Annotated in this window: 21 protein-coding genes; 10 read left to right on the top strand and 11 right to left on the bottom strand. The window is 68.2% G+C overall.

The window, feature by feature from the left end:
* Positions 1–109 precede the first annotated feature (109 nt).
* The 3 genes from RWH43_RS05770 (at position 110) to RWH43_RS05760 (ending at position 2753) form a co-directional block, all read left to right on the top strand.
* Positions 110–1144, top strand: a complete 1035-nt coding sequence (locus RWH43_RS05770) for an NAD(P)-dependent alcohol dehydrogenase (RefSeq protein ID WP_316000902.1) — start codon at positions 110–112, stop codon at positions 1142–1144.
* A gap of 149 nt (positions 1145–1293) precedes the next feature.
* A complete protein-coding gene (locus tag RWH43_RS05765) occupies positions 1294–1653 on the top strand; it encodes a PadR family transcriptional regulator (protein WP_144831012.1) in 360 nt (119 codons plus the stop codon).
* Positions 1650–2753: an NHL repeat-containing protein gene (locus RWH43_RS05760; RefSeq protein WP_316000901.1), complete on the top strand. Its 1104-nt coding sequence runs from the start codon at positions 1650–1652 to the stop codon at positions 2751–2753. Before RWH43_RS05765 ends, RWH43_RS05760 begins: the two co-directional genes overlap by 4 nt.
* A 301-nt stretch (positions 2754–3054) precedes the next feature.
* Here the strand turns inward: RWH43_RS05760 and RWH43_RS05755 are convergent, their stop codons facing one another.
* Both RWH43_RS05755 and RWH43_RS05750 read right to left on the bottom strand, forming a co-directional pair.
* Positions 3055–4482 carry a CCA tRNA nucleotidyltransferase gene (locus RWH43_RS05755; RefSeq protein WP_144831005.1) on the bottom strand — a complete coding sequence of 476 codons (1428 nt, stop codon included), beginning with the start codon at positions 4480–4482 and terminating at the stop codon, positions 3055–3057.
* A gap of 44 nt (positions 4483–4526) precedes the next feature.
* A complete protein-coding gene (locus RWH43_RS05750) occupies positions 4527–6041 on the bottom strand; it encodes a DUF7059 domain-containing protein (RefSeq protein WP_316000900.1) in 1515 nt (504 codons plus the stop codon).
* Positions 6042–6148: 107 nt separating this feature from the next.
* Between RWH43_RS05750 and RWH43_RS05745 the strand changes: the two genes are divergently transcribed.
* The 4 genes from RWH43_RS05745 (at position 6149) to trxA (ending at position 11467) form a co-directional block, all read left to right on the top strand.
* Complete coding sequence (locus RWH43_RS05745) at positions 6149–8389, top strand: DUF6049 family protein (protein ID WP_316000899.1); 2241 nt, start codon at positions 6149–6151, stop codon at positions 8387–8389.
* Complete coding sequence (gene murJ / locus RWH43_RS05740) at positions 8386–10008, top strand: murein biosynthesis integral membrane protein MurJ (RefSeq protein WP_154097011.1); 1623 nt, start codon at positions 8386–8388, stop codon at positions 10006–10008. The genes RWH43_RS05745 and murJ overlap by 4 nt, the downstream gene beginning before the upstream one ends.
* Before the next feature lie 87 nt (positions 10009–10095).
* On the top strand, positions 10096–11082 hold the full coding sequence (trxB, locus tag RWH43_RS05735; RefSeq protein WP_144830993.1) for a thioredoxin-disulfide reductase: 987 nt from the start codon (positions 10096–10098) through the stop codon (positions 11080–11082).
* A gap of 61 nt (positions 11083–11143) precedes the next feature.
* Positions 11144–11467 (top strand): thioredoxin, encoded by a 324-nt coding sequence (gene trxA, locus RWH43_RS05730; protein ID WP_144830990.1) that lies wholly within the window; start codon positions 11144–11146, stop codon positions 11465–11467.
* Between the two features lie 122 nt (positions 11468–11589).
* On the opposite strand, the gene RWH43_RS05725 is transcribed toward trxA, so the two are convergent.
* The 3 genes from RWH43_RS05725 to RWH43_RS05715 all read right to left on the bottom strand — a co-directional run bounded on the left by RWH43_RS05725 (position 11590) and on the right by RWH43_RS05715 (position 13923).
* Positions 11590–11937 carry a tryptophan synthase subunit alpha gene (locus RWH43_RS05725; protein ID WP_144830986.1) on the bottom strand — a complete coding sequence of 116 codons (348 nt, stop codon included), beginning with the start codon at positions 11935–11937 and terminating at the stop codon, positions 11590–11592.
* Positions 11938–12019: 82 nt separating this feature from the next.
* Positions 12020–12991, bottom strand: coding sequence for a ParB/RepB/Spo0J family partition protein (locus RWH43_RS05720; protein WP_316000898.1), 972 nt, complete (start codon positions 12989–12991; stop codon positions 12020–12022).
* Entirely contained in the window at positions 12991–13923 is a 933-nt protein-coding gene (locus tag RWH43_RS05715; RefSeq protein ID WP_437127379.1) for a ParA family protein, read from the bottom strand. The genes RWH43_RS05720 and RWH43_RS05715 overlap by 1 nt, the downstream gene beginning before the upstream one ends.
* Before the next feature lie 3849 nt (positions 13924–17772).
* On the opposite strand from RWH43_RS05715, the gene RWH43_RS05710 reads away from it, so the two are divergent.
* Entirely contained in the window at positions 17773–18372 is a 600-nt protein-coding gene (locus RWH43_RS05710) for a TetR/AcrR family transcriptional regulator (protein ID WP_316000896.1), read from the top strand.
* Here RWH43_RS05710 and rsmG read toward each other — a convergent pair.
* From rsmG to rpmH, 6 genes are read right to left on the bottom strand one after another with little or no spacing between them, the layout of a single operon-like run.
* Positions 18364–18993 (bottom strand): 16S rRNA (guanine(527)-N(7))-methyltransferase RsmG, encoded by a 630-nt coding sequence (gene rsmG / locus RWH43_RS05705; protein ID WP_144830975.1) that lies wholly within the window; start codon positions 18991–18993, stop codon positions 18364–18366. The genes RWH43_RS05710 and rsmG overlap by 9 nt on opposite strands.
* 6 nt (positions 18994–18999) lie before the next feature.
* On the bottom strand, positions 19000–19503 hold the full coding sequence (locus RWH43_RS05700) for a Jag family protein (RefSeq protein WP_230703934.1): 504 nt from the start codon (positions 19501–19503) through the stop codon (positions 19000–19002).
* Positions 19504–19518: 15 nt separating this feature from the next.
* On the bottom strand, positions 19519–20580 hold the full coding sequence (gene yidC / locus RWH43_RS05695) for a membrane protein insertase YidC (protein WP_144830970.1): 1062 nt from the start codon (positions 20578–20580) through the stop codon (positions 19519–19521).
* Positions 20581–20582: 2 nt separating this feature from the next.
* Positions 20583–20939 carry a membrane protein insertion efficiency factor YidD gene (yidD, locus tag RWH43_RS05690; protein ID WP_154097008.1) on the bottom strand — a complete coding sequence of 119 codons (357 nt, stop codon included), beginning with the start codon at positions 20937–20939 and terminating at the stop codon, positions 20583–20585.
* Entirely contained in the window at positions 20936–21274 is a 339-nt protein-coding gene (gene rnpA / locus RWH43_RS05685) for a ribonuclease P protein component (protein ID WP_144830964.1), read from the bottom strand. Before rnpA ends, yidD begins: the two co-directional genes overlap by 4 nt.
* 8 nt (positions 21275–21282) lie before the next feature.
* Positions 21283–21420: a 50S ribosomal protein L34 gene (rpmH, locus tag RWH43_RS05680; RefSeq protein ID WP_013584598.1), complete on the bottom strand. Its 138-nt coding sequence runs from the start codon at positions 21418–21420 to the stop codon at positions 21283–21285.
* Between the two features lie 294 nt (positions 21421–21714).
* On the opposite strand from rpmH, the gene dnaA reads away from it, so the two are divergent.
* Together dnaA and dnaN are read left to right on the top strand one after the other, a co-directional pair.
* Entirely contained in the window at positions 21715–23151 is a 1437-nt protein-coding gene (dnaA, locus tag RWH43_RS05675) for a chromosomal replication initiator protein DnaA (protein ID WP_144830933.1), read from the top strand.
* 449 nt (positions 23152–23600) lie between these two features.
* A complete protein-coding gene (gene dnaN, locus RWH43_RS05670; protein ID WP_316000895.1) occupies positions 23601–24752 on the top strand; it encodes a DNA polymerase III subunit beta in 1152 nt (383 codons plus the stop codon).
* The last annotated feature ends 10 nt before the right edge of the window (positions 24753–24762 follow it).

The raw sequence follows: 24762 nt of genomic DNA, 5'->3' as shown, positions 1-24762 counted from the left end.
GGGCGGGAGGGTCAGCCTCCACGGGGTGCTTCCGCGGATACGCCGTCAACCCCGGTTGCCGCCAGTGGGCGAGAAGAGCACGGTGGAAGGACCGACAGAAAGGAACGCCATGAAGGCTGTGCAGTACCGCGAGATCGGCAAGGGACCCGAGGTCGTCGAGATCGAGGAGCCCCACGCGGGCCCGGGCCAGGTGCGTCTGAAGGTGACCGCGGCGGGTCTCTGCCACTCCGACTGGTTCGTGATGGACCTCCCCGAAGTCCAGTACACCTACGGCCTGCCGCTCACGCTCGGCCACGAGGGCGCGGGCATCGTCGACGAACTCGGCGAGGGCGTCGAGGGCGTGAAGATCGGCGCGGCCTACGCGATCTACGGCCCGTGGGGCTGCGGGCGCTGCCACGCGTGCGCGCAGGGCGCCGAAAACTACTGCCCCTACGCGGCCGAGATGGGCATCACCCCTCCGGGTCTGGGCAGCCCGGGCGCCATGGCCGAGTACGTCATCGTCGACGACCCGCGGCACCTCGCCCCGCTCGGCGACCTCGATCCGGTCGAGACGGTGTCGCTGACCGATGCCGGACTCACGCCGTACCACGCGATCGTCTCCGCGAAAGAGAAGCTGTACCCCGGTGCGACCGCCGTGGTCATCGGCGTCGGGGGGCTCGGGCACGTCGGCGTGCAGATCCTCCGCGCGATCACCCAGGCCACCGTCATCGCCGTCGACCTCGGCGAGGACAAGCTGGCCCTCGCCCGCGAAGTCGGCGCGCACCACACGGTGAACTCCAACGAGCATGCGGCGGAGCGCATCCGCGAGCTCACGGACGGACTCGGCGCCACGGCGGTGTTCGACTTCGTCGGCGTGCAGCCCACGATCGACCTTGCGCGCGCGGTCGCCGGAATCGACAGCTTCATCCACATCGTCGGAATCGGCGGTGGCATCATGCCTGCCGGCTTCTTCTCCACGCCGATGGGCGCGGCGGTCCGCGCTCCGTACTGGGGCACGCGCAGCGAGCTCATCGAGGTGCTCGATCTCGCCCGGAGCGGCGCGGTCGGCGTCCACGTCGAGCGCTACGGCTTCGACGGTGCCGTCGAGGCGTACGCGAAGCTGCACAAGGGGCAGGTGCGCGGCCGCGCCGTCGTCGTGCCCTGACGCGAACCTCGAGGGGGTGGCATCCGGATCATGGATGCCACCCCCTCGGTGTGTTCGCCGGGTGAGCGCGGCGAGAAGAAGCGGTTTCGCACTACGCACTACTGCGCACTGCGTGGTACTGTCCGTGGCAGACAAGCGAAGGGGGCCGCGTGGATACGACGCAGCTGTTGAAGGGGGTGCTGGACGCCGCGGTGCTCGCCGTCGTGCAGCACGACGACGGGTACGGGTACGACATCGTGCGGCGCCTACGCGAGGCGGGGCTCGGCGAGGTCGGCGACGCATCGGTGTACGGCACGCTCCGCCGCCTGTACTCCGCGGGCGCACTGTCGAGCTACGTCGTGCCGTCGGAGGGCGGGCCGCACCGCAAGTACTACGCGATCAATCCGCAGGGCCGTGAGCTGCTCGATGCGCAGCGCACCAGCTGGACGCACTTCGCATCGGCCATGACGAGCCTGCTCGACGACACCACTCCCGCCCCGAAGCTGCGCACGATCGGAGACGCACGATGATCACCACGACCGTCCACGACGACATCCGCGCCTTCGCCGCCGCCGTCCGTTCGCATCTCGACGACCTCCCTCTCGACGAGGTCGACGACCTGCTCGACGGTCTCGAAGCCGACCTCGCCGACCAGGCGAGCGAGGCCGGCGAGGAGTTCACGCTTCCGGATGCCGCGACCTACGCCGCCGAACTGCGCGCGGCCGCGGGGCTTCCGGAACGCGGATCCGCGGACACCCCGAAGAAGCGTTTCGCCCTCGTCAATGACGTGCGCCGCGGCTGGACGGAGCTGCACGACCGGGTCCGCGCCTCCGCGGTCGGCGCCTGGCTGCTCGACCTGCTCATTTCGCTCCGGCCCGCGTGGTGGGTGCTGCGCGGCGTCGTGTTCTACCTCTGGTTCTTCCTCGCCTTCATGCCGCGGCCCGGCACGGGCGGCATCCTGGACGCGATCCTCACGCTGAGCTACAACCCCGTCTCGTGGACGATCCTGCTGGCCTGCCTGCTCGTCAGCGTGCAGTGGGGAAGGGGTCGCTGGGCGCCATTCGCGTGGCTGCGGGTGGTGCGCACCACGCTGACCGTCATCGCCGTGATCGCGGTGCCGATGTTCGCGGGCTCGCTCTCGACGGCTCTCACGCAACTCTTCGTCGGCTGGGTGGACGCTCCGCAGGCGGCGGACGCGACGCCCGGACTGGCCGTCGACGGTCAGCGGATCCGCAACATCTACGCGTACGACACCGCTGGCAACCCCATCACGGGAGTGCAGCTCTTCGACCAGGACGGCAACCCGCTGCGCACGATCGGCGGCGTGGGATCGTCCGAGCCCTACGACGCCTACTTCGCCGGGGGCGGCGGCCCCGTTCCCGTCGCCGACTCCTACCCGGGCGCCGCGCCGCTGTGGAACGTCTACCCGCTGCGTGAGGTCCCGGCCGACGACTGGGCCTGGGATGCCATGACCGACCTGGCGACCGCGACGCTTCCCGCGTTCCCGTTCGACCGCGTGCAGCCTCTGCCGCAGGGCGACCGCTCCGCATCCGCGGCCCCGACCCCCGGGCCGACGCCCAGTACAGAAGCGACCCCCGCAGCGCAGCCCACGCAGGCGGTGACCCCGTGACCGATCAGCCGCTCATCATCAGCATCGACCTGACGCACCTCGTGCTCGAGGCCCTCGGCCAGGCCGACGACGATGGCGATCGGCCTCAGTGAGACGGGCGCCCGGGGCGGATCTTCGGGGGAGTGGGGGCTCCCGAATGCCGTGCCGGGCGCCGCTGCAGCGCCTTATTCCGGATCGGGCATGTACCGTCGTGCGGATCAGACCGGTGACACGCCGTCAGCCGTCGTCCACCGCCGGCGTGTCACCCACGAGATCCGCATAACGGTCGCGCCGACAACCACCGACCGGTGAAGGAACGGGCTCAGCCCCGCGCCGCCCACCACTCGCGCAGGCGCTTCTCGGCCTCGTCCTCACCGAGCACGCCCTCGTCGAGCCGCAGCTCGAGCAAAAAGCGGTAGGCCTCGCCGACCTCGCGACCGGGCGTGAGCCCGAGGACCTCCTGGATGCGGTTGCCGTCGAGCTCGGGGCGGATCGAGTCGATCTCCTCCTGCTCGCGCAGCGCGGCGATGCGGGCTTCGATGTCGTCGTACGCGGATGCCAGGCGCTGGGCCTTGCGCTTGTTGCGCGTGGTCACGTCGGCCCGGGTCAGGATGTGCAGGCGCTCGAGCTCGTCGCCGGCGTCGCGCACGTATCGTCTGACCGCGGCATCCGTCCATGCCCCCTCGGCGTAGCCGAAGAAGCGCAGGTGCAGCTCGACCAGTCGCGTGACGACGGTGGTCGTGGCCGCGTCGAACCGCAGAGCCTGCAGCCGCTTGCGCGCCAGACGCGCACCCTTGATGTCATGGTGGTGGAAGGTCACCCCTCCACCCGCCTCGAGGCGCCGGGTCGCGGGCTTGCCGATGTCGTGCAGCAGGGCGGCCAGGCGCAGGGGCACGTCGGGAGCGGCATCCGGATGCCGTTTCTTCTCCAGAGCGATCGCCTGGCGCAGCACGGTGAGCGAGTGCTCGTAGACGTCCTTGTGGTGGTGGTGCTCGTCGACCTCGAGGCGCAGAGCGGGCACCTCGGGCAGGAACTCCTCGATCAGACCGGTCTCGACGAGAACCCGGATGCCGCGGACGGGGTCATCCGTCTGCAGCAGCCGCACGAGCTCGGCCTGGATGCGTTCGGGGCTCACGATCTCGAGCGAGCCGCGCAGCTCGGCGATGGCGTCGAGAGTGTCCGGATCCACCGCGAAATCGAGCTGCGAGGCGAAGCGTGCCGCGCGGAGCATACGGAGGGGGTCGTCGCCGAAGCTCACGGCGGGGTCGATCGGGGTGCGCAGGCGACCGGCCAGCAGGTCCTCGACGCCTCCGGTGGGATCGACCAGCGTCCGTGCGGGAACGCGCAGCGCCATCGCGTTGACGGTGAAGTCGCGGCGGCTGAGGTCGGCCTCGAGCGTGTCGCCGAACTCCACGGTGGGCTTGCGGGTGACGCCGTCGTAGCTGTCGGCGCGGTAGGTCGTGATCTCGACCTGCTCGCCCTTCACCTTCGCGCCGATGGTGCCGAAGGCGCGGCCCACATCCCACTGCACGCTCGACACGGGCTTGACCAGAGCGAGGATCTCGTCGGGACGCGCGTCGGTGGTGAAGTCGAAATCGTGCGTCGTACGACCCAGCAGCGCGTCACGCACCGGACCGCCCACGATCGCCAGATCGCGCCCGGCGTCGGCGAACACGCGAGCGAGCGTCGCGACCACGGGGTGGGCGGCGAGCTCCTCGAGGCGCGCGAGGCTCTCGACCATGTTCAGCATGCCTTCGAGCCTAACCGGGGCGCCTCACGGCCACGGGCTGCTGCTCACGCGTCGGCGAACGACACGAAGCCGGTCACGAGCAACTCGCGCACGCGCGGCAGCACGTCGGCGCGCAGCTCGACGGCATCCACTTCCAACAACTGCGCGATGGCGTCGACGAGCACGCCCACGGCGAGGTCTCCGTCGCACGCGCCGACGAGGGCCGCGAGAGCGGGGTCGACCTCGATCGTCCGCGCGAACCCGCCGCCCTGGCGCAGCTCGATGACCGAGGGATCCTCCTCGCCCGGACGGTGATGGCGCGCCTCGGTGACGTCGGGCGACACCTTCAGCACCGCCGAGGCGAGGTCGTCGTCGTCCATGAGAGCCGCGCGGTCGTGCGCGGCGAGGCAGGCGGCCAGGTGCGGACCGAAGGCCGCCTCGCCCCCGCCCGCGACGCGCTCGTAGCGCGCGAGGGTCGGCGCGCCCGCGAGCGGCCGGCGCAGCAACACGTAGCCGAATCCGACACCGGTGACGCCCCGACGTGCGAAGTCGTCGAGCCACGCGTCGATGAGGGCGGCGTAGGCCGGGGTTCCGGGAACCGTGCCACCGTCGCGCACCCACAGCTCGGCGTAGGCGAGCGGATCGAGCACCTCGCGCTCGATCACCCACGCGTCCATCTCCGACCCGACCCACCCGCGCATGCGGTCGAGGCCCGTCTGGCCCCAGCGGTACTCCCAGTTGCCGAGCGACTGCGCGACCCCACCGGGCGAGAGGTTCTCACCCACCCCCGTGATGACCGCCGCCACCAGGGCATCGCCCTCCATGCCGCCGTCGCGGTATTCGTACGAGGGAACACCCTCGACCCGTGGCGTGATGACGAACGGGGGATTGGATGCCACGCGGTCGAACGTCTCGCCCGCCACCGGCTCGAACAGCGACCCCCGCCGCGTCTCGATGCCGTCGACACCGTTCAGAAGGGCGTTCAAGCGGGTGAAGCGGAGGGCGCGCTCGGAGATGTCGGTGGCCACGACGTGGTCGACGAGCCGCCGGAGGCGGAGGGCTTGGATGCCGCAACCCGTGCCGAGATCGAGGGCGGTGCCCCCGCGTCGGGTCAGCTGCAGGCGGGCGAGGGTCTGAGAGGCTCCGCCGACGCCCAGCACGTGGTCTTCGGGCAGGGGACCCTCGAGCGCGGCCTCATCCAGGTCACTGGCGATCCACCACTCGACCTCTCCCTCGTCGTCGGCGAAGGCCTGCGGCCGCACGAGAACGGCGGGAGCGACCTCGTCGCCCTCGGCGCGGACGAGACCCAGAGCCGCGGCGCCGTCGACACCGAGCGAGGGGAGCGCGGTCTCGGCATCCGCTCGGTCGACGGCGAAACCGAGTCCCCACAGGCGCCCGAGCACGGCCAGCGCGTCGGTGCGCTCACCGAGCGCGCGCTGGGCCGGGCGCCGCAGGCCCCGCGCGACCGCGTCGTCGGCCTGAGCGCCCCACGCGTCGCGCAGGGCGGCGCTGGCGTAGCCCGCCTCACGGAGGTCGTCGGCGAGGGCCTGGCACAGCTGGGGATCGGGTTCGGGGAGCACCGGTCCATTCAACCGTCTGCGCGAGGCTATCGGGGGGCTCGAAGGGAGGCGGGCCTAGACTCGCAGGCGGTACGAGGCCCCCTCGTTCCACCGACGATCGTATGACCGTGACCTCCCAGCCCTCGGGCTCACCCGTGCCGCGGCGCTCCCTCACGCGCCGGCTGCTGGCGACCCTCGCGGCAGGCGCTCTCGCGGTCGGAATGGCCGTTCCGGCCTCTGCGGCCGCAGCCGCGACGCCGACCCCGTCTCCCTCGGCATCCGCCAGCCCGGCGACGATCGCCGCGGCTCCGGCCGGCAACGGCGTGCTTCGGGCGGGTGAAGCGCTCTCCGTGGTGGTCACCGTCACGGCCGGCTCATCCGACACCTCCGTCGCCCCGCTCGTGCTGTCGCTCGGTCGCACGCCCCTCGGCGATGACGCCTCCCTCGACCGCTGGCTCGGCGGCGACACCTCCGGCGCCGGCGTGCAGCAGGTGGCGATCGGATCGATGGATGCCGCGTCCTCCGGCTCGCAGGCCACGACCACCCTGTCGGTCGCTGCCACCGACCCCGCCCTGGCCGGTCTCGCCGCGGGCGTGTACCCCCTGCTCGTCACCACGGGCTCGCTCACGGCGACGAGCGTCGTCGTGATCCCCGCCGACGGTGCGCCCGCGACCCCCATCGCCCTCGTCGTGCCGATCACGGCGGCTCCGATGACGCGCGGCCTGCTCACCGCCAACGAGCTCGCCGAGCTGACCGCCGTCGACGGAGCCCTCTCGGCCCAGCTCGACGCGGTCGACGGCACCACCGCCACCCTCGCGATCGATCCCGCGATCCCGGCCGCCATCCGCGTGCTCGGTTCGGCGGCTCCGCCCACCGCCGTGTCGTGGCTGCAGCGTCTGCTGCAGCTGCCGAACGACCGCTTCGCCCTGCAGTTCGGCGATTCCGACGTGGCGGCGCAGCTGCGGGCCGGCCTGTCGGCTCCTCTCGAGCCGACGTCGCTGCTCGGCTACATGGCGGCCGCCGATTTCACTCAGCCCGCTCCCGCCGTCTCGGCCGTCTCGACGCCCGATCCCTCGCCCAGCTCGACCCCGGGCCAGCCCTCGTACCCCTCGCTGTCGACCTTGCTCGACATCGGCACCGCGACGTCGGGCGTGTACTGGCCGGTGACGGGCTCCGCAGGAGCGGACACCGTCGCCGCGCTCGGAGCTCTGGGTACCGCGGAGCAGCCCTCGCACGTGCTCGTGCCCTCGTCGAGCGTGATCGGCGGCGCCCGCCAGGCGGCCGCGAGCGTCGGTGGAGTGTCGACGCCCGTCTACGACGCCGAGGTGTCGCGGGCCATGGCCGCCGCCGCCGGGCAGAACGACACCACGAGCCGCAGCGCCTCCCTCGCCGCCGCCCAGGGCTACCTCTTCGTCGCGCGGGCGACCACGGGCGGTCAGCCCGTCCTCGCCGTGCTGGACCGCGGCACCGACCGCTCGCGCGTGAGCCTGCGCGCCACCCTGGGGCTCGCGACCTCCGCCCCGGGGTTCGCGGCCTCGACGCTCCGCGACGTGTCGTCGCTCCCGGCATCCGAGATCTCACTCGGCGCTCCCACCGTCGACGCCGCGCGGGTCACCGACATCGCCGACCTGGTCGGTGATGAGCAGACGATCGACCGGTTCGCGACGATCCTCGACCAGCCCGAATTACTGACCGGACGCGAGCGCGCCGAGGTGCTGCAGGTCACGAGCTCCTCGTGGACCGGCGACGCCGCCCGCCAGGCCGTGGCCGACCACCGCGCCGCGACCAACACGACGCTCGACTCGGTCGGCATCCTGTCGTCGGACTTCCGTCTCGTCTCCTCCAGCGCCCCGCTTCGACCGTGGGTGCGCAACGACCTGCCGTGGCCGGTGACCGTCGTGCTCGCGGTCCGCACCAACGACGCCCGTCTGCGCGTGCAGGAGCGCACCACCGTCGACGCGCAGGCGTCGGCCAACACGCGCGTCGAGGTGCCCGTCGAGGCCCGCATCGCCAACGGCGAGGTCAGCGTCGACTTCCAGCTGTACAGCCCCACCGGAGAACCCGTGGGCGCCCCTCAGGCGGTCGACGTCGAGGTGCGCGCCGAGTGGGAGAGCATCGGGCTGATCGTCATCATCCTGCTCATCGTCGGCTTCTTGACCCTCGGCGTCGTGCGCACGGTCGCGCGACGCCGGCGAACCCGTCCCGAAGAGCAGTCCGGTGCGGCCGACCCCGATGACGACGCTCCGGTCGATGGGATCGGGGCGAAGGACCCGGATGCCGACGGCCGCAGTCCGGCCGAAGACGCCGACCACGACCTCGACCCACCCACCCCCGCGCAGAACCCCACCGAGCAGGAGACCCACCCGTGAGCAGTATCGGACGGGCGAGCGTTCTGATCGGAGCGGGCACGATCGTGTCCCGCGTCAGCGGCCTGCTGCGCATCGTCGTGCTCGTCGCGATCGTCGGCTCGGTCGGCAGCGCCGCGGGCGACGCGTTCGGACTCGCCAATCAGCTGCCGAACAACATCTACACGGTCATCTCGACGGGCGTGCTGACGGCCGTGATCGTGCCGCAGATCGTCAAGGCCGCAGCCCACGCCGACGGCGGTCGCGCCTTCGTTTCAAAGCTCTTCACCCTCGGAACGGTGATCCTGCTCGCGGCGACCGCGATCGCGATGGTCGCCGCGCCCTTCATCGTCACGGTCTACATCGACCCGTCGAAGGTCGAGCCCGACCAGATCGCCCTCGCCACGGCGTTCGCGTACTGGTGCCTCCCGCAGATCTTCTTCTACGGCCTGTACGCGCTGCTCGGCGAGATCCTGAACGCGCGGAAGGTCTTCGGGCCCTACACGTGGGCCCCGATCGTCAACAACCTCGTCTCGATCGCCGGCTTTGGCCTCTTCCTCCTGCTGTTCGGGGGGCCGAGCCCCGACGTGGTCCAGTGGACCCCCACGATGATCGGCCTGCTCGGCGGGGTCGCCACCGGCGGCATCGTGCTGCAGACCGTCGTGCTGCTGGTGTTCTGGCGTCGGGCCGGACTGCAGCTGCGTCCCGACTTCCACTGGCGCGGCGTCGGCCTGCGCCACATCGGCCGTCTCGCCGGTTGGACCTTCCTGATGGTCATCGTCGGCCAGCTCGCGGGCATCGTGCAGACACGAGTGCTCTCGGGCGCCTCGGGAACGGGCCCGGCCATCCTCGCGTCGCAGAACGCGTGGCTCGTCTTCATGCTCCCGTACTCGATCATCGTGCTCTCGATCGGGACGCCGTACTTCACGCAGCTGAGCGAGCACGCCGCGGCCGGACGCGACGGTGACGTCAAGACCGACATCGTCCGCAGCATCCGGGTACTGGGTCTCTTCATCGTCGTCGCGACGGCCGCCCTCGCTGTCGCGTCCGTCCCCGCCACGCGGATCTTCACCAACAGTTCGGCCGAAGCCCTCGCCGCCGCTCCCGTGCTGCTGTGCTTCTTGGTCTGTCTGCTGCCGCTGGCGGTGCTGTTCGTCGTCCAGCGCACGTTCTACGCCTACAACGACACGCGGACGCCGTTCTTCTTCACGCTCGTGCAGGGGGGCCTGGTCGCCCTCAGCGCCCTCGCCGCGGGCGGGGCCGTGTCGGCGGGCCTCGTGCCCCTGTCGCAGCTCGCGGCCACCGTCGCGCTCGGTCAGGCGCTGTCGAGCCTCGTCCAGGTGGTCATCGCGACGATCATCCTGCACCGTCGTCTCGGAGGGATCAGGATCGGCGAATGGATGCCACCCCTCCTGCGCTTCATCGGTGCGGCGATCCCCGCCGCGGGCGCCGGCTGGGGAGTGCTGCTGCTGTGCGGCGGTCCCACCGGCTGGGTGTCGGACTCGATCTACACGGGCGCGCTGGGAGCGGCGCTCGTAGGCTCGGTCGTGCTGGCCGTGTACATCGGCATCCTGGCGATCTTCCGCACCCCCGAACTCGCACCGGCGCTCGCGCTCGGTCGGCGCTTCCTGCCCAAGCGCTGAGCCTTCCGCGCCACCCCCGAGGACGCGGAATACCACGGGGCTAGCATGGGTTTCATCGGGCGGAATCAACGAAGGGAACGCGCTACCGTGCGTCACGTCATCATCATCGGATCCGGCCCCGCCGGCTACACGGCCGCCATCTACGCGGCCCGAGCCAACCTCGAGCCCCTCGTGGTCGCGAGCTCCGTCGAGGCCGGCGGCGACCTCATGAACACCACCGAGGTCGAGAACTTCCCCGGCTTCCCCGACGGCATCCAGGGCCCTGACCTCATGGCCAAGATGCAGGCCCAGGCCGAACGCTTCGGTGCCCAGGTGCTCTACGACGACGTCGTCTCGCTCGAGCTCGACGGCCCCGTCAAGAAGATCACGCTCGGCAGCGGAAAGGTCGAAGAGGCCGTCTCGGTCATCTACGCGACCGGCTCCGCCTACCGCAAGCTCGGTCTCGAGGGTGAAGAGCGCCTCTCGGGCCGCGGTGTGTCGTGGTGCGCCACCTGCGACGGATTCTTCTTCCGCGACCGCACGATCGCCGTGGTCGGCGGCGGCGACTCCGCGATGGAAGAGGCCAACTTCCTCACGAAGTTCGCGTCGAAGGTCTACATCATCCACCGCAAGGACTCGCTGCGCGCCTCGAAGATCATGCAGGAACGTGCCTTCGCGAACCCCAAAATCGAGTTCATCTGGAACAGCGCCGTCGACGAGATCCTCGGCGACGAGGCCGTCAACGGCGTGCGCCTGCGTTCGACCGTCGACGACACCACGCGCGAGCTGCCCCTCGACGGGCTGTTCGTCGCGATCGGCAACGACCCGCGCACGCACCTCGTGCACGACAAGCTGCAGCTGACCGACCAGGGCACGATCTGGGTCGACGGCCGCTCGTCGCGCACGTCGGTCGAGGGTGTCTTCGCCGCCGGTGACGTGATCGACCCCACCTACCGCCAGGCCATCACGGCCGCCGGCAGCGGCACGGTCGCGGCTCTCGATGTGGAGCACTTCCTCGCCGCGCGCGGTGAGGCCGGTGAGCCCGCCGTCGCCGAGAGCCCGATCGAGGGCCTCCCCGACGCCGCCGTGGTCTGAGGAACAAAAACGCGTTCACCTGCGTTTTCACACACTGACATCTCATCTAAGGAGAAATCACATGACCGCCAAGGCGACGACCTCCGCGACCTTCGAGCAGGACGTCCTGCAGGCCGACGGACCCGTTCTCGTGGACTTCTGGGCTGAGTGGTGCGGACCGTGTCGCATGGTCGCACCCGTGCTCGACGAAATCCAGAGCGAGAACTCGGGCAAGATCACCGTCCTCAAGCTCAACGTCGACGAGAACCCCGATCTCGCCATGAAGTACCAGATCACCTCCATCCCCGCGATGAAGGTCTTCCAGGGCGGTGAGGTCAAGACGACCATCATCGGCGCCAAGCCGAAGTACGCCCTCGAGCAGGACCTCGCAGCCTTCCTCGGCTGACCTGTTTTCCTCGAATCCCCCGGTGCCTTTCGGTGCCGGGGGATTCGTCGTTTCAGCCGCCTGCGGGAGAGGTTCCGGATGCCGGGAACCCCGCGCATCGCGCGGCGCGGCGCTGTGGGCCTCTACGACGCGTCGAGGCGCACGCTGGCGTCCCAACGCCGGTGCGGCTCTTCGTCGCCCAGAATGCGCCACACAGCGCGTGTGAGGGGTGGATAGTCGAGGGAGATCTGCCGGAGCACACGATAGTTGCGCGAGCGATTGGGGCGGACCCCGCCGTTCTCGGCGATGTTCTCGGCGCGGAGGGTCAGAACGACGAGTTCGTCGACGCTCGGCAGGTCTTCCATGAAATCCCACGGATCTTCGCCGCCGCGAAGACGCTCGTGGATCAGTACGGCCAGCTCGTCCGACGCTTCCGCGCGCAGAAGTTCGAGGCTGGCGCGACGGCGCAGGTTGTCATCGTTCGCTGTCACTCATCCAGCGTACGTCGACCCACCGACATCGCGGGCCGGGGTGCGTTCACCCGCCGCGTGACGCCGGGCTGCGATGAGGCCCTCAGCCCGTGTATCCTTCTTCGCCGAGCACGCCGAGGATGCGGTTCAGATCCTGGATGCTCGCGAAATCGATGCTGATCTGGCCTTTTTTGGCGTTCAGTGACACTCGGACTTTGGTGTCGAACCGGTCGCCGAGTCGCTCGGCGACCTGATCGAGGCCGGCGCGACGCGTTCCTGCCTGCGGCTTCTGACGAACGGGGGCGACACCCGGCATCCTCGCCGCCGCCTCCGCGGCCCGCACCGACAGATCTTCGTTGACGATCTTGTCGGCGAGCTTCTGCATCTCTTTGGCGTCGTCGAGCGAGAGGATGGCACGCGCGTGCCCGGCGCTCAGGACGCCGGCGGCCACACGCTGCTGCACGGGGACGGGCAGCTTCAGCAAGCGGATCGTGTTGCTGATCTGAGGGCGCGATCGGCCGATGCGCGTCGCGAGCTCCTCCTGGGTGATCCCGAAGTCTTCGAGCAGCTGCTGGTACGCCGACGCCTCTTCGAGAGGGTTCAGCTGCGACCGGTGGAGGTTCTCGAGCAGCGCGTCACGGAGGAGGTACTCGTCGTCGGTGTCTCGGACGACCGCGGGGATCGTCTCGAGACCCGCCTCCCTCGACGCTCGCGTACGACGCTCACCCATGATGAGCTCGTAGGTCCCGTCCTTCTTGTCGCGCACGACGACGGGCTGGAGCACACCGAATTCGCGAACGGAGTGCACCAGTTCCGCGAGATCATCGGCATCGAAGTGGGTGCGCGGCTGTCGTGGGTTGGGGACGATCGTCTTGGGATCGATGTGCACCAGACGCGCACCGGGAACCGTGACGAGATCTTCGGCCGGGGAGTCACCTGCGGGGGAGGCCTCTGACGATTCCTTCGTCGTCGTGCTCGCTCCGGGGAAGAACACGTCGACGGGTCGGGACTCCGACGGTTCCGCCGTGGGGATGAGAGCGCCGATACCGCGGCCCAGTCCGGTCCTCTTCGCCATCAGGAATCCTTCTCTTCAGTGTCGCGGGCAACGATCTCGACCGCCGCTTCGCGGTAGGCAATGGCGCCCGCTGACTGGCCATCGTACGCGATGACCGTCTGCCCGAAGCTCGGCGCCTCAGAGACGCGTACAGAACGGGGGATGACGGTGTTGAGAACCTCGTGGCTGAAGTGCGATCGCACCTCTTCTGCCACCTGCTGCGCGAGTCGGGTGCGTCCGTCGTACATCGTGAGCAGGATCGTCGACACGTGCAGACCCGGGTTCAGGTGCTTCTGGATCATCTGGACACTACCGAGCAGCTGGCTCAAGCCCTCCAGCGCGTAGTACTCGCACTGGATCGGGATCATGACCTCATCAGCAGCGGTGAAGGCGTTGATCGTCAGAAGACCCAACGACGGCGGGCAGTCGATGATGACGAAGTCGAGGTGGTTGTCTTCGATCGCCAGGTAGTCGCGGAGCGCGCCGCGCAGACGATGCTCGCGCGCGACCTGCGACACCAGCTCGATCTCGGCCCCGGCGAGGTGGATCGTGCTGGGGGCGCACAGCAGGTTCGGCGATTCGGGGCTCACCTGCACGATGTCAGCGAGCGGGAATTCGTCGATCAACACGTCGTAGACGCTCGGCGTCTCGGCGTTGTGGGCGACCCCGAGGGCAGTGGACGCGTTTCCCTGCGGGTCGAGGTCGATCACGAGAACGCGAGCGCCGACCGAGACGAGAGCCGCCGCGATGTTAACAGCGGTGGTCGTCTTGCCGACGCCACCCTTCTGATTCGACACCGTGAACACACGGGTCCGACCCGACAGCTCGACTTTGGACGTTGCCTCTTCGAGTGCCCGACGTCGCGCAGAGAGATTCGCGATCTCGCGGGCGATAGGGGAGTCCTCGAAAGATGACGGCGTGGCTGCCTCATCGGACTGTTTCACGTGAAACACACCTTCCCATCGCCAACTTGGTCAGTCTACCCGCGGGCGCCGACATTGCCGTGGTTGCGGTGGCATTGACGGCCGGACCTTGGGCTTCGGACGGGCTGCAGCGCCGGGGTGGTGCGTCGACGAGAGCGCTCAATCGGGGAACGTGGTCGATGTTTCACGTGAAACGTAGGTCCGATCCGCTGCGTCATAAGCATCAGAGCTAGCTCAGTGTCCCCACCTGACTCCGAGTCAGTTCGGAAGGGGTGGTGGGTACCAGCGTTTCGGGGTGCCGGTCTATCGCAGACCACTGCCGACGCGTCGTCTCCGAAGTGCGTCACCCCTGGAGATGACAGGGCACATCGAGAGCGGACGCTGCCCGCACCTCCGGCCGGCGGGTGGTCCATCGTGTACGACCGACATTGGGTACAAAGAGCGTCCACGGGCCTGGGCGATCTGTCGGGCTCGGGCGCCATGCCCCTAGCGTTGCTACCGCGTAGCCCGGGAGCTCGTCGTTCATGCTGCCGCGGCTACGGCCCGTTGCCCTTACGCTGACACCGGCTGTACCTGTCGACCGATTAGTTGTGAGCCGCTGCCAGAGCCACTGTGGGGGAGAGACTGATTTGAGTTTGCTCGGTGCAATTCCTTCGAATTGTCAGACGAGCCCGACTGACCCGCCCACACCAAGGGGATTGGAAGCAAACGACTCCACCTTGCAGGGATCGTCGCGTACCGATCATCCGAGCACCGATGGGCGCCTGGTGTTTCACGTGAAACATCCGCACTCGGGGATGTCGCGATCCTGCGCTGGCACAGCGCACGAGGCAATGTGCCCCACACGTCCGGACGCCACGTCCGCACGCACTGACGGCGATCCGCGATCTCAGTTTTGTCTGGTCAGTACGCGCGTGTGACGAGCTTCTTCGCAATGCACCGAATGCGGAGTGCCGCTCGGAGAGAACCATGTCCACGACGCTCGGCTTCGTGGACCGTGGGGGAAAGACCATAAGACATCACACTCAGTGCGCGTGCGTGTTGTCGCGCGGGATGTTCGTAGGCGGGCGTGTCCGATCTTCTTCTCTCGGGTCGACCGGGCCTACGCGTGCTCGTCACGCACCCGACACGAGTGCGGAATGCCTGGCGCACCCAATGCGCCACCCTTCCCGGTGCCGGATGCCCATCACCCGCCAGAGACTCCCGGCCCGGGCGAGCTGCGCATTCTGATTCCGCCGCTATACGAGCCTGCGTCACAGCCATCCAAAGCGGACTATACGGCCAGGCGGAGTGAGTACGCGCCTCGTCAAGCACCCCACCGAAGTCCCACACCAATTGTCGGACCGCTGACTGGACGGACCGAGGTCGAGGTTCCTGATTGAGGCGTGATGCGACACACCGGTCCTGGATGTTTCGCGTGGAACGCCCCCACGCGGTCTGCACTCGGATCGCGGTCGATTGATGGCAACATGCTGCCGTCGCGACGCGCAAAACTGGTGGCGACGCTCCTCGAGTGAGCGGGGCCTCACCCCCGCGGAACGGCTGACGAGGGGAATCGTTTCGGGTACCAGCAGCAGGCTGCTGACTCCCTTCGTCTGTTCAGTTCCCTGCGCTGACGTTTCACGTGAAACACGTCTCCGATGTCTCCCGCGGCACGGCGCATGTGAGGCGGAAGTCGACTGATCACGAATCCCTGCGACGGGTCTTCGAACCCGCTTCAGCGGGCCGCGGATTCCGGCGCAGCGGTGGGGGTGGCTTTAGCGCGATGCCGCTCACAACATCGCCGCGCGCGACCGCTCCGGTAGTGGACGACTGCTGGCTGTCGCAGACGAATGTTTCACGTGAAACAGGCTGATCGATGCGCCGGCTTCGATACCCCCCACGCGACGGCAAACTGTGTGCCTCGTGGCGGGATATCGTCCGCGCGACCGGCTGGCGTTCTAACGACCTCACCGGATTGGGCCAAGCCGTGCGGAAGGCCACGGGCTGCATCCTCCTTCGAAAGGGGCGTGTGAACTGTTTCACGTCCTTGTCATCCAGGCGGGTCTGCGGTCCGACCAGTTCGAGTGCCCCTCGTTCGGACGCGTTTCTCCTCGGCGACCAGGACGGGGGATCTGCCCCAACTGACGGATCAACGGACTGTCGCGCGCCCGGCTTGGCGTGTATCGATCTAAGCCCATGCCGGATCTGCGACCCGCGGCTCGAGACCGTTCGAGTGGCTCCCAGCCCGCTCGAAACAGCCCATCCACGAGGCGAGCTTGTCAGGTCGCGCCATCCAACCCTGCTGCGATGAGACCTCACCCAAGACGCGATCTGCGAGGTGTGGCCGACACCGTGCCTCGAACCAACGGCCTCCAGACCTCAGGTCCGCGCTGTCCCACGTCACCATGGAATGGCGTTCACGTGATCGCCGAAGCAGCACCTGCGCGTCGATCCCGCCGCTGCCACCGCCGCGGGGCGCGGTATCGAGTGTTTCACGTGAAACAGAGGGACTCACCAGGTCGACGCATTGGGCAGCGTTCCTGACAGCGCAGCACCCGTCGACGCTCCCACCCATCTGCGAAACGCACGAACCTCATCCATGCCATGCTCATCCCGGCTCGGGCAGGGATGCTGCTGAGCAGAGCGGGGGAGGACCTCGCAGCCCCGCTCGCTATGGGCGACCAGGGCGGCGACCTCGAGCGAGGCGACGCTGAGGTGTCCCGACAAGCCCCCCCGTCGCCGGAGGCCCCCGGTAGTGGCACATCGAGTGGCCACGACCACGGGCTGCGACCGGCCATCAGAAGCGGCACCCGGCAGGTGCCTGAATAGCGACGCAGGCCATCCACGTTGGGGGAGGAGCGGCGCCGACGTCGGATGAGCGCGGATCGCACGCACGCATCACGGACAGACTCTGCAAACCTGGCGCAGGGACGGACGCACTCCGTCGGCATCCCCAGCGCGCACAGGTCGATCAGTCGGATTCACGGGCAAGACTGCCTCGGCGTAGGTGGTCTCGATCGCGAGGTCTCGAATCTCTTACGCGCTTCGTGGGACACGAGGTTTCACGTGAAACGGAGCTGCTCCGGCGCAGCCCGAGACACGGGGCCTTTGGGCAGCGCCTCACGCTCATCACGTCCTCCTTGCGGCTCGCCGCGGGTCTGTTTCGACGTGGCCTCCCCATCGAGCGACTGTCGCGCCGGAACGCGGCGCGTCCCGGCGGTACCGCCCCGACGGGTGAGCGGATCGGTCAGACCTCTCCGCAGGACCTGGCTACATACCTGGATGCGTTCCGGCCCCGCCGCAGACGAATGCCGGGGAGCCCACGCCGCACGATCCCGCGCGCGTCGCCCCGTCGTTGGAGGGCAGCGAACTGCGAGGAGAATCGACTCGACGCACCCGCCGACGCCTCGAGTGTCACGTCGTGCCCCGTGTACTCGATAAGCGACTGATCTTCGCACCTGTCGAGTGGCCTTGCCTCACCTGCCACCGTGCCCCTGGCAGAGTCCGTCGCGCGACGCTCGCCGATCCCCATTCGCGAAGAAGTGAACACCTCCACCACAGCACGAATCGTGGAGATGACTCCCGGCCTCCGCGCATGACGGGCCCACCTGAAGAGCTTCCGACGACCTGTTCGTCGTCGAGCCGGTAACGCCGTGAACGAAGAGTGTGGGCGCTCACCGTCAGCGCATCGATCAGACCGCGCTGGTTCGCCACACAACTCCAAGCGGTCGCGTCCGTTGTGACTCCGCGCGCTCCTGCACGGGAACGGGGTTCGATCGCCGCTGCCCTTCTCCACCGCATCCCAGCGCTCGGCAATACACACAACGCGAATCACACCCGCGTGCACCCTCGCGCGCTGGAATAGACGTACTGACCATTACATGAAACTATCGACACGTGGGACGACCGAAGCAACCCGACATCTCGGAACACCTTCTCGACAGGTGCACCGACCACGCCCTGGAGCACGGCCTGCCGGACCGTCTGCAGCCATTCGTCGACGCGACGGGAACATCGGCGCGGATGTTGCTGTACCACTTCGGCACCCGCGACGAGCTCCTGCGTGCCGTTCTTCGCCGGGCACGTCAACGCCACCTCGAGTACTTCGCAGCGTTGTTCAGCGTTGTGCCGGGGGAGTCGTACGCCTCCACGCTCGCGCGCGCGTGGGTGGCCATGACCGGCCCCCGGGCGCAGCCGTTTCTGCGGATGTTCGGCCAACTGACCGAGCAGCACGACACCTCGCTGTGGCCGGGCTTTCGCGCCAAGGCCACGACCGACTGGCTGCCGCCGCTCGAAGCCGGCCTCGCCACAATCGATCGAGCCGAGTCGGCGACGCTCGTGCTCGCCGTCATCCGGGGTTTGATCCTCGACATCGACGCCACGGCAGACGTGGACCGCGCAGACGAGGCGTTCGGTCTGCTCCTCAAGAGCCTCGATCCGAGCGCTCCGCCCATCTCACGCGGCGAGAGGACGGTGAGTCGCCCCGCGTCAGCGTGAGACCGTGGCCAGGAACACGCGCGTGGGCTCGTCGAGCAGACCTTCGCCCACGATCTCGACCGTCACGTCCTGCAGGCCGAATTTGCGCACCTGCTTGGCCGCAGCCTCGACCTCGGCACCGACGTTGGCGCCCTTCAGGAAGACGAGCCGACCGCCCGGGCGTACGAGGGGAGCGGTGAACGGCAGGAGCGTCCGCAGAGCGCTCACGGCGCGCGCCGTCGCGACATCGAAGACCCGGCCCTCCGCCCACTCCTCGCCCCGCATGCGGGCGACAGAAACGTTCGACAGTCCCAACTCCGACACCTGCTCCGTCAGCCACGCCGTGCGACGCTCCATGGGCTCGATGAGCGTCCACTCGACGTCGGGTCGTGCGATGGCCAGAACGAGCCCGGGCAAGCCGGCGCCTGAACCCACATCGACCGCGCGACCCGAGAAGAACGGAGCCGCGATCGCACTGTTCAGAATGTGGCGCGTCCACAGCCGAGGAACCTCGAGCGGACCGATGAGGCCACGCTCCTCACCATGGACGGCAAGGTTCTCGGCGAACCGCCGCGCGAGGTCGATCCGGTCGCCGAACAGCGTCGCCGCGGCATCCGGCTCCGTCTCGAGTTGCTCCGCCATCCCCGCTCAGCCGCGTCGCAGCACAGTGTGCCGGTCGGCACCCTCGCCGAACGACTCGGAGGAGTACCCCCGGTCGGCCGCGATGTCGTGCACCAGCTTGCGCTCGTAGCTCGACATCGCCGGCAGCGATGCCTGGGAGGCTCCCTCTTCGAGGCGCGTGATCGCCCGCTCGACGAGCGTCTCGAGCTGACGCTGGCGTGCGTCGCGGGAGCCGCCGATGTCGAGGATCAAGCGCGAGAAGCGTCCGGTCGAGCTCTGCACCGCGAGGCGCGTCAGCTCCTGCAACGCCTGCACGGTGTCGGGGTGCGAGAGCGCCGAGAGCGCCGACACGTCGTCGGCTTCGACCGACACGTAGGCACGGCCGGCGCGCACGTCGAGCGCCAGGTCGCCGTCGATGTCGGCGATGTCGAGCAGGCCCTCGAGGTAGTCGGCGGCGATGTCGCCTTCCTGCTCGAGCTGCTCCTCGGTGGCGGCGGTCTGGTCGGGGGCGATCTGATCGGACGTCGTCATCGTGATCTCCGTGGGTCAGGCGGGGGAGGAGGAGCCCGACGCACCACCGGTGCCGGGATTCTTGGCGGACTGCTGCTTCTTGGCGCGCTGCTTGCCCACCGGCTGCTGGCGCTTCGGCTGGGTGGCGCGGGCCTTCTCGGCCTCTTCGAACAGACGCTGCTGCTCGGCCTCGTACTTCTCGATCGGCACGACCTTGCCCGACGAGTCGATCGCCTTGCCCTTGCGTGCGAGACGCTCCTCGCGGGCCTTGGCGGCGTCGGAGCCGGGAGTGGGCATCTCGCGGATGACGACGAACTGCTGCACCATCGTCCACAGGTTGCTGACGAACCAGTAGATGACGACTCCGAGCGGGAAGAAGACACCCGAGAAGATGAAGGCCAGCGGCAGGATGTAGAGCATGATCTTCTGCATCTGGTACGCCTGACCGGTCTTGGCCTCGGGCGACAGGTTCTTCGAAATGATCTGCAGCTGCGTGAAGAACTGCGACGCGATCATGAGCACGACGAGCGTCAGCAGGATCGCCACGGTGACCTGTCCATCGGACTGACCCCACGCGGTGACGAGGTTCACGTGCATGGATGCCACGTCGAACAGGCGGGCGTCGTAGAACTCCGTCGTCAGCTCGGGCGTGAGCAGACCCACACCACCCTGACCGACGGCGGCGTGCTTGGAGACGTCGTTCAGCACGCTGAACAGCGCGAAGAAGATGGGCATCTGCACGAGCAGCGGGAGGCAGCTCGAGACGGGCGTCGTGCCGTGCTTCTTGTACAGGGCCATCGTCTCGCGGCTCATCGCCTCGCGAGAGAGCTGGTCGCGCTTGCCCTTGTACTTCTCCTGCACCTTGCGCAGCTCAGGAGCGATCTCCATCATCTTGCGCTGGCTCTTGATCTGCTTCACGAAGAGCGGGATGAGGGCGGCACGCACGATGAGCACGAGTCCGACGATGGACAGCACCCACGTGAGGCCGGCGGCGGGAGCGAGCCCGACCGCGGTGAAGAGCGCGTGCCAGCCCACCAGCACGAGCTCGACCATCCATTTCAGTGGCCAGAGGATGGTCCCAATGAGATCGAATTGCACGATCAGTCCTTTCGGGCGGGCACGACGAAACCGTGCCGAGTGAGTTCGTGGCGGAAGGCCCGATGAGGACGGACGTCGTCGATGCCACCCTGAGCCCAGGGATGACAGCGTGCGAGACGGGCCGCGGTGAACGCGATGCCCTTCACGAGTCCGTGCTGCTGCACGGCGCCCACCGAATAGGCGGAGCAGGACGGGTAGTACTTGCACACATCGCCATAGACGTGCGAGATCGTCGCTCGATATGCATGGAGCAGGGCGAGCCCTGCGTTACGGGGGAGGAGGGGGATGGATGCCACGACCCCGTCAGCGGTCAGGTGGGCCGCCCCGGTCGCCGAGGTCGGCAGTGTCGAAGCGCTCATGCCGATGCTTTTCGTTCGAGACACCGCACCACGTCGGCTCGGAGCGTCGCATAATCAGCGGTCGCGGCCGACGGAAGTGCTCGGATGACGATCGAGGCGCCCCCGCGGATGGACGGGAGCGCCTCGGCGCACACCGCTTTGAGGCGGCGGCGAATGGTGTTGCGGGTGACCGCGGAGCCGACCTGTCGGCTCACGATGAAGCCGAAGCGGGGCGAATCGGTCTCAGCCGACGTTCCGACGTAGGTCACGGTGTGCGCTCCGGCACACCGAGAGCCCCGTCGGACTGTGGCTTTGTAGTCCGATCCGCGGGTGAGTCGGTTCGGCTTCGCGAGCACCGGGTCTATCAGGCCGAGAGCTCGGTACGGCCCTTGGCGCGGCGGGCCGCGAGGATGCCGCGGCCGGCACGCGTACGCATGCGGGCACGGAAGCCGTGCTTCTTGGCGCGGCGGCGGTTGTTGGGCTGGAAGGTGCGCTTGCTCATGGGTCACTCCGGAGGTGGTGTCGCCCGATGCTCTTCTGCCGGGGACGGGGTCGGGACTGCCGTATAGGCATAAGTCAACCGACTAAGGCTACGTCGCGCGCGGCGTTAACTCAAACCGGGAAGCCGACCGCTCATTATCCCCAAGCGTTGTCCACAACCGTGGCAAAGACACGCGACCGGCCTCTACAGTGGATTTTGCTCCGCGAGAGCCGCGAACTAGCGTGGCCCCGGAAGTTATCCACAGGTTCGACGCGACACGTCGATCACCCGTCGCGTCAAGATCCCGGAGGGGACATGTCTCTGCACGAGCTCCCGGATGTACCTGTCTGGTCGACCGTGCTGGACCATCTTCTCACCGACGACCGCGTCACCCCGCAGCTCCACGGCTTCCTCAATCTGGCCGTACCGCAGGGAGTGATGGGCGGCACCCTGTACCTGGACGTCCCGAACGATCTCACCGCGGCGCAGTTCAACAAGCGCATGCGCGCGCCGATCCTCGAAGCCCTCGCGCAGGTGCAGGGGACCGATCCCGAGGTCAGCACCTTCCGCGTCGTGGTGAACCCCGACATCGGAGACTCGCACCACAGTTCCCCCTCGTCGCCCGCGCCGGCCGAGACACGGGCGTCCGCGACGGCCCCCACCGCCGGGCATTCCCCCGTGATCGATCAGGCGCCCGAGCCGATCGTCCCGGCCTCGCGCAACGACACCCGGCTCAACCCGAAATACACCTTCGACAACTTCGTGATCGGTCAGTCCAACCGTTTCGCGCATGCGGCAGCCGTCGCCGTGGCCGAGGCGCCGGCGAAGGCGTACAACCCGCTCTTCATCTACGGCGACTCGGGCCTGGGCAAGACCCACCTGCTCCACGCCATCGGCGACTACGCCGCGAGTATGTACGCCGGCATTCGGGTCCGATACGTCTCGAGCGAAGAGTTTACGAACGACTTCATCAACTCGATCGCGAACAACCGCGGCTCGGCGTTCCAGGCGCGATACCGCGACGTCGACATCCTGCTGATCGACGACATCCAGTTCCTCCAGGGTCGCGCCGAGACGCAGGAAGCCTTCTTCCACACGTTCAACACGCTGCACGATCACGACAAGCAGGTCGTCATCACGAGCGATCTGCCGCCGAAGCAGCTGACGGGCTTCGAAGACCGCATGCGGAGCCGCTTCGAGTGGGGCCTGATCACCGACGTGCAGGCGCCCGACCTCGAGACGCGCATCGCGATCCTCCGCAAGAAGGCGCAGAGCGAACGGCTGCTCATCCCCGACGACGTCCTCGAGTACATCGCCACCGTGGTGTCGTCGAACATCCGCGAGCTCGAGGGCGCACTGATCCGCGTCTCGGCGTTCGCGAGCCTGAACCGCTCGACCCTCGACATGTCGCTCGCCCAGACCGTGCTGCGCGACATCATCGACCAGGACGACGCCAACGTCATCTCGCCGACCGACATCATCACGGCCACGGCGCAGTACTTCAAACTGTCGGTCGACGACCTGTACGGCTCGAGTCGTTCGCAGGCCGTGGCGACGGCTCGACAGATCGCCATGTACCTGTGCCGCGAACGCACGAGCCTGTCGCTGCCCAAGATCGGCCAGCTCTTCGGCAACCGCGATCACACCACCGTGATGTACGCCTACAAGAAGATCAGCGACCTCATGAAGGAGCGTCGATCGATCTTCAACCAGGTCTCGGAGATCACAAGCCAGCTCGGCCGTATGCGCTGAGCGCCTCTCTCCCGTGAAGGGTCCGTCCGCATCCGCGGCGGACCCTTTTCGCGTTTTCCCGCGTGATTCCGGGGCTGAACGCCCCTCGGAGGCACTTTTCGACACGGTTCTACACAGTGTGGAAAACCTGTGGATAACTCCCGATTGCTGCGGATGAGATGTGTAGGACGCGCCGAGAGGCTGTGGACGGGCGTCAGGAGCCGGCATCCGGGATCGTGTTAACAACACAGGCGGTCCGCAGCGAGTCCACAGTTAACAACCGCCGCGATCCCTGCTGTCAACAAGCGTGTCGGAAGTTATCCACACTCTCCACAGCTGTTAACAAGATGAAGACTCCATCTCTTCGTTAAGGGTCATTCGATGACCTCGTGGTGCGGTCGGGCCTCGATGGCTCGATGCGAGTGGGGCACTAGCATGGGTAAGCCATACCCGCCGTCAAGGGAGCGTCCGTGAAGTTCCACGTCAATCGCGATGTGTTCAGCGAAGCCGTCTCGTTCGTGGTCAAGCTCCTGCCTCAGCGCAATCCGCAGCCGATCCTGGCCGGTGTGCTCATCGAGGCCGGCGAGCAGGGGCTCACCCTCGCGGCCTTCGACTACGAAGCATCCGCACGCACGACGATCGAGGCCACGGTCGACGAGCCGGGCACCATCCTCGTTCACGGCCGCCTCCTCAGCGACATCGCGAGCCGTCTGCCGAACGCCCCGATCCAGATCGCGGTCGACGACGACGGCGGCATCTTGCTGACGTGCGGTTCCGCGCGGTTCACGCTCGCGTCGATGCCCGTGCAGGAATACCCGGCCATCCCCGAGGTCTCCGGCGAGTCCGGCCTCGTGCCGGCCGACGAGTTCGCCACGGCCATCGCGCAGGTCGCGTTCGCCGCGTCGCGCGACGACGTCACCCCGGTCCTCACCGGCGTGCAGCTCGAGGTCACCGGCACGCGTCTGAGCCTGGTCGCCACCGACCGCTACCGCGTCGCGCTGCGCGAGATCCCCTGGGACGGCGGCGCCACGGCATCCGACGAGCCCACCTCCGCCCTCGTGCCGGCCCGCACCCTGCAGGAGGTCGGCAAGACCTTCGCGCACGGCGGCGACATCTCCATCGCGTTCTCGGGCTCGGGCGACCGCGAGATCATCGCGTTCTCGTCGGGCAACAAGACGGTGACCTCGCTGCTGATCAAGGGCAACTTCCCGCCCGTGCGTCGCCTGTTTCCCGCGCAGACCGAACACTACAGCGTCGTCAACACCGCTGAGCTCCAAGAGGCCGTGCGTCGCGTCGCCCTCGTGCTCGACCGGTCGGCGCCGCTGCGCTTCACCTTCGGACCCGACGGAGTGTCGATGGACGCCTCGGGCACCGAGCAGGCGCGTGCGACCGAGTCGGTCGACGCCACGCTCGTCGGCGACGAGGTGACCCTCGGACTCAACCCGCAGTACCTGCTCGAGTCGCTCGGAGCGGTGCGCAGCGAGTTCACGCGCATCACGTTCACCTCGAGCGACAACGCGAACAAGCTCAGCCCCGTGCTGGTCACCCCGCAGACCTCGGTCGACAAGGGCGGCGAGGGCTCGTTCAAGTACCTGCTGCAGCCGAACCTGCTGCTGCGCTGAGCCGCGAACG

The organism is Microbacterium algihabitans, assembly GCF_032464975.1.
Lineage (GTDB): Bacteria > Actinomycetota > Actinomycetes > Actinomycetales > Microbacteriaceae > Microbacterium > Microbacterium algihabitans.
Note: the sequence above shows the minus strand (reverse complement) of the source record. Positions and strands in the feature narration are given on the sequence as shown.

Excerpts from the sequence above, each read along its gene's own strand:
- RWH43_RS05770 (WP_316000902.1), top strand. The coding sequence starts at position 110 with ATGAAGGCTGTGCAGTACCGCGAGATCGGCAAGGGACCCGAGGTCGTC.
- RWH43_RS05760 (WP_316000901.1), top strand. The coding sequence starts at position 1,650 with ATGATCACCACGACCGTCCACGACGACATCCGCGCCTTCGCCGCCGCC.
- RWH43_RS05755 (WP_144831005.1), bottom strand. The coding sequence starts at position 4,482 with ATGCTGAACATGGTCGAGAGCCTCGCGCGCCTCGAGGAGCTCGCCGCC.
- trxA (WP_144830990.1), top strand. The coding sequence starts at position 11,144 with ATGACCGCCAAGGCGACGACCTCCGCGACCTTCGAGCAGGACGTCCTG.
- RWH43_RS05720 (WP_316000898.1), bottom strand. The coding sequence starts at position 12,991 with ATGGCGAAGAGGACCGGACTGGGCCGCGGTATCGGCGCTCTCATCCCC.
- rsmG (WP_144830975.1), bottom strand. The coding sequence starts at position 18,993 with ATGGCGGAGCAACTCGAGACGGAGCCGGATGCCGCGGCGACGCTGTTC.
- RWH43_RS05700 (WP_230703934.1), bottom strand. The coding sequence starts at position 19,503 with ATGACGACGTCCGATCAGATCGCCCCCGACCAGACCGCCGCCACCGAG.
- yidD (WP_154097008.1), bottom strand. The coding sequence starts at position 20,939 with ATGAGCGCTTCGACACTGCCGACCTCGGCGACCGGGGCGGCCCACCTG.
- rpmH (WP_013584598.1), bottom strand. The coding sequence starts at position 21,420 with ATGAGCAAGCGCACCTTCCAGCCCAACAACCGCCGCCGCGCCAAGAAG.
- dnaA (WP_144830933.1), top strand. The coding sequence starts at position 21,715 with ATGTCTCTGCACGAGCTCCCGGATGTACCTGTCTGGTCGACCGTGCTG.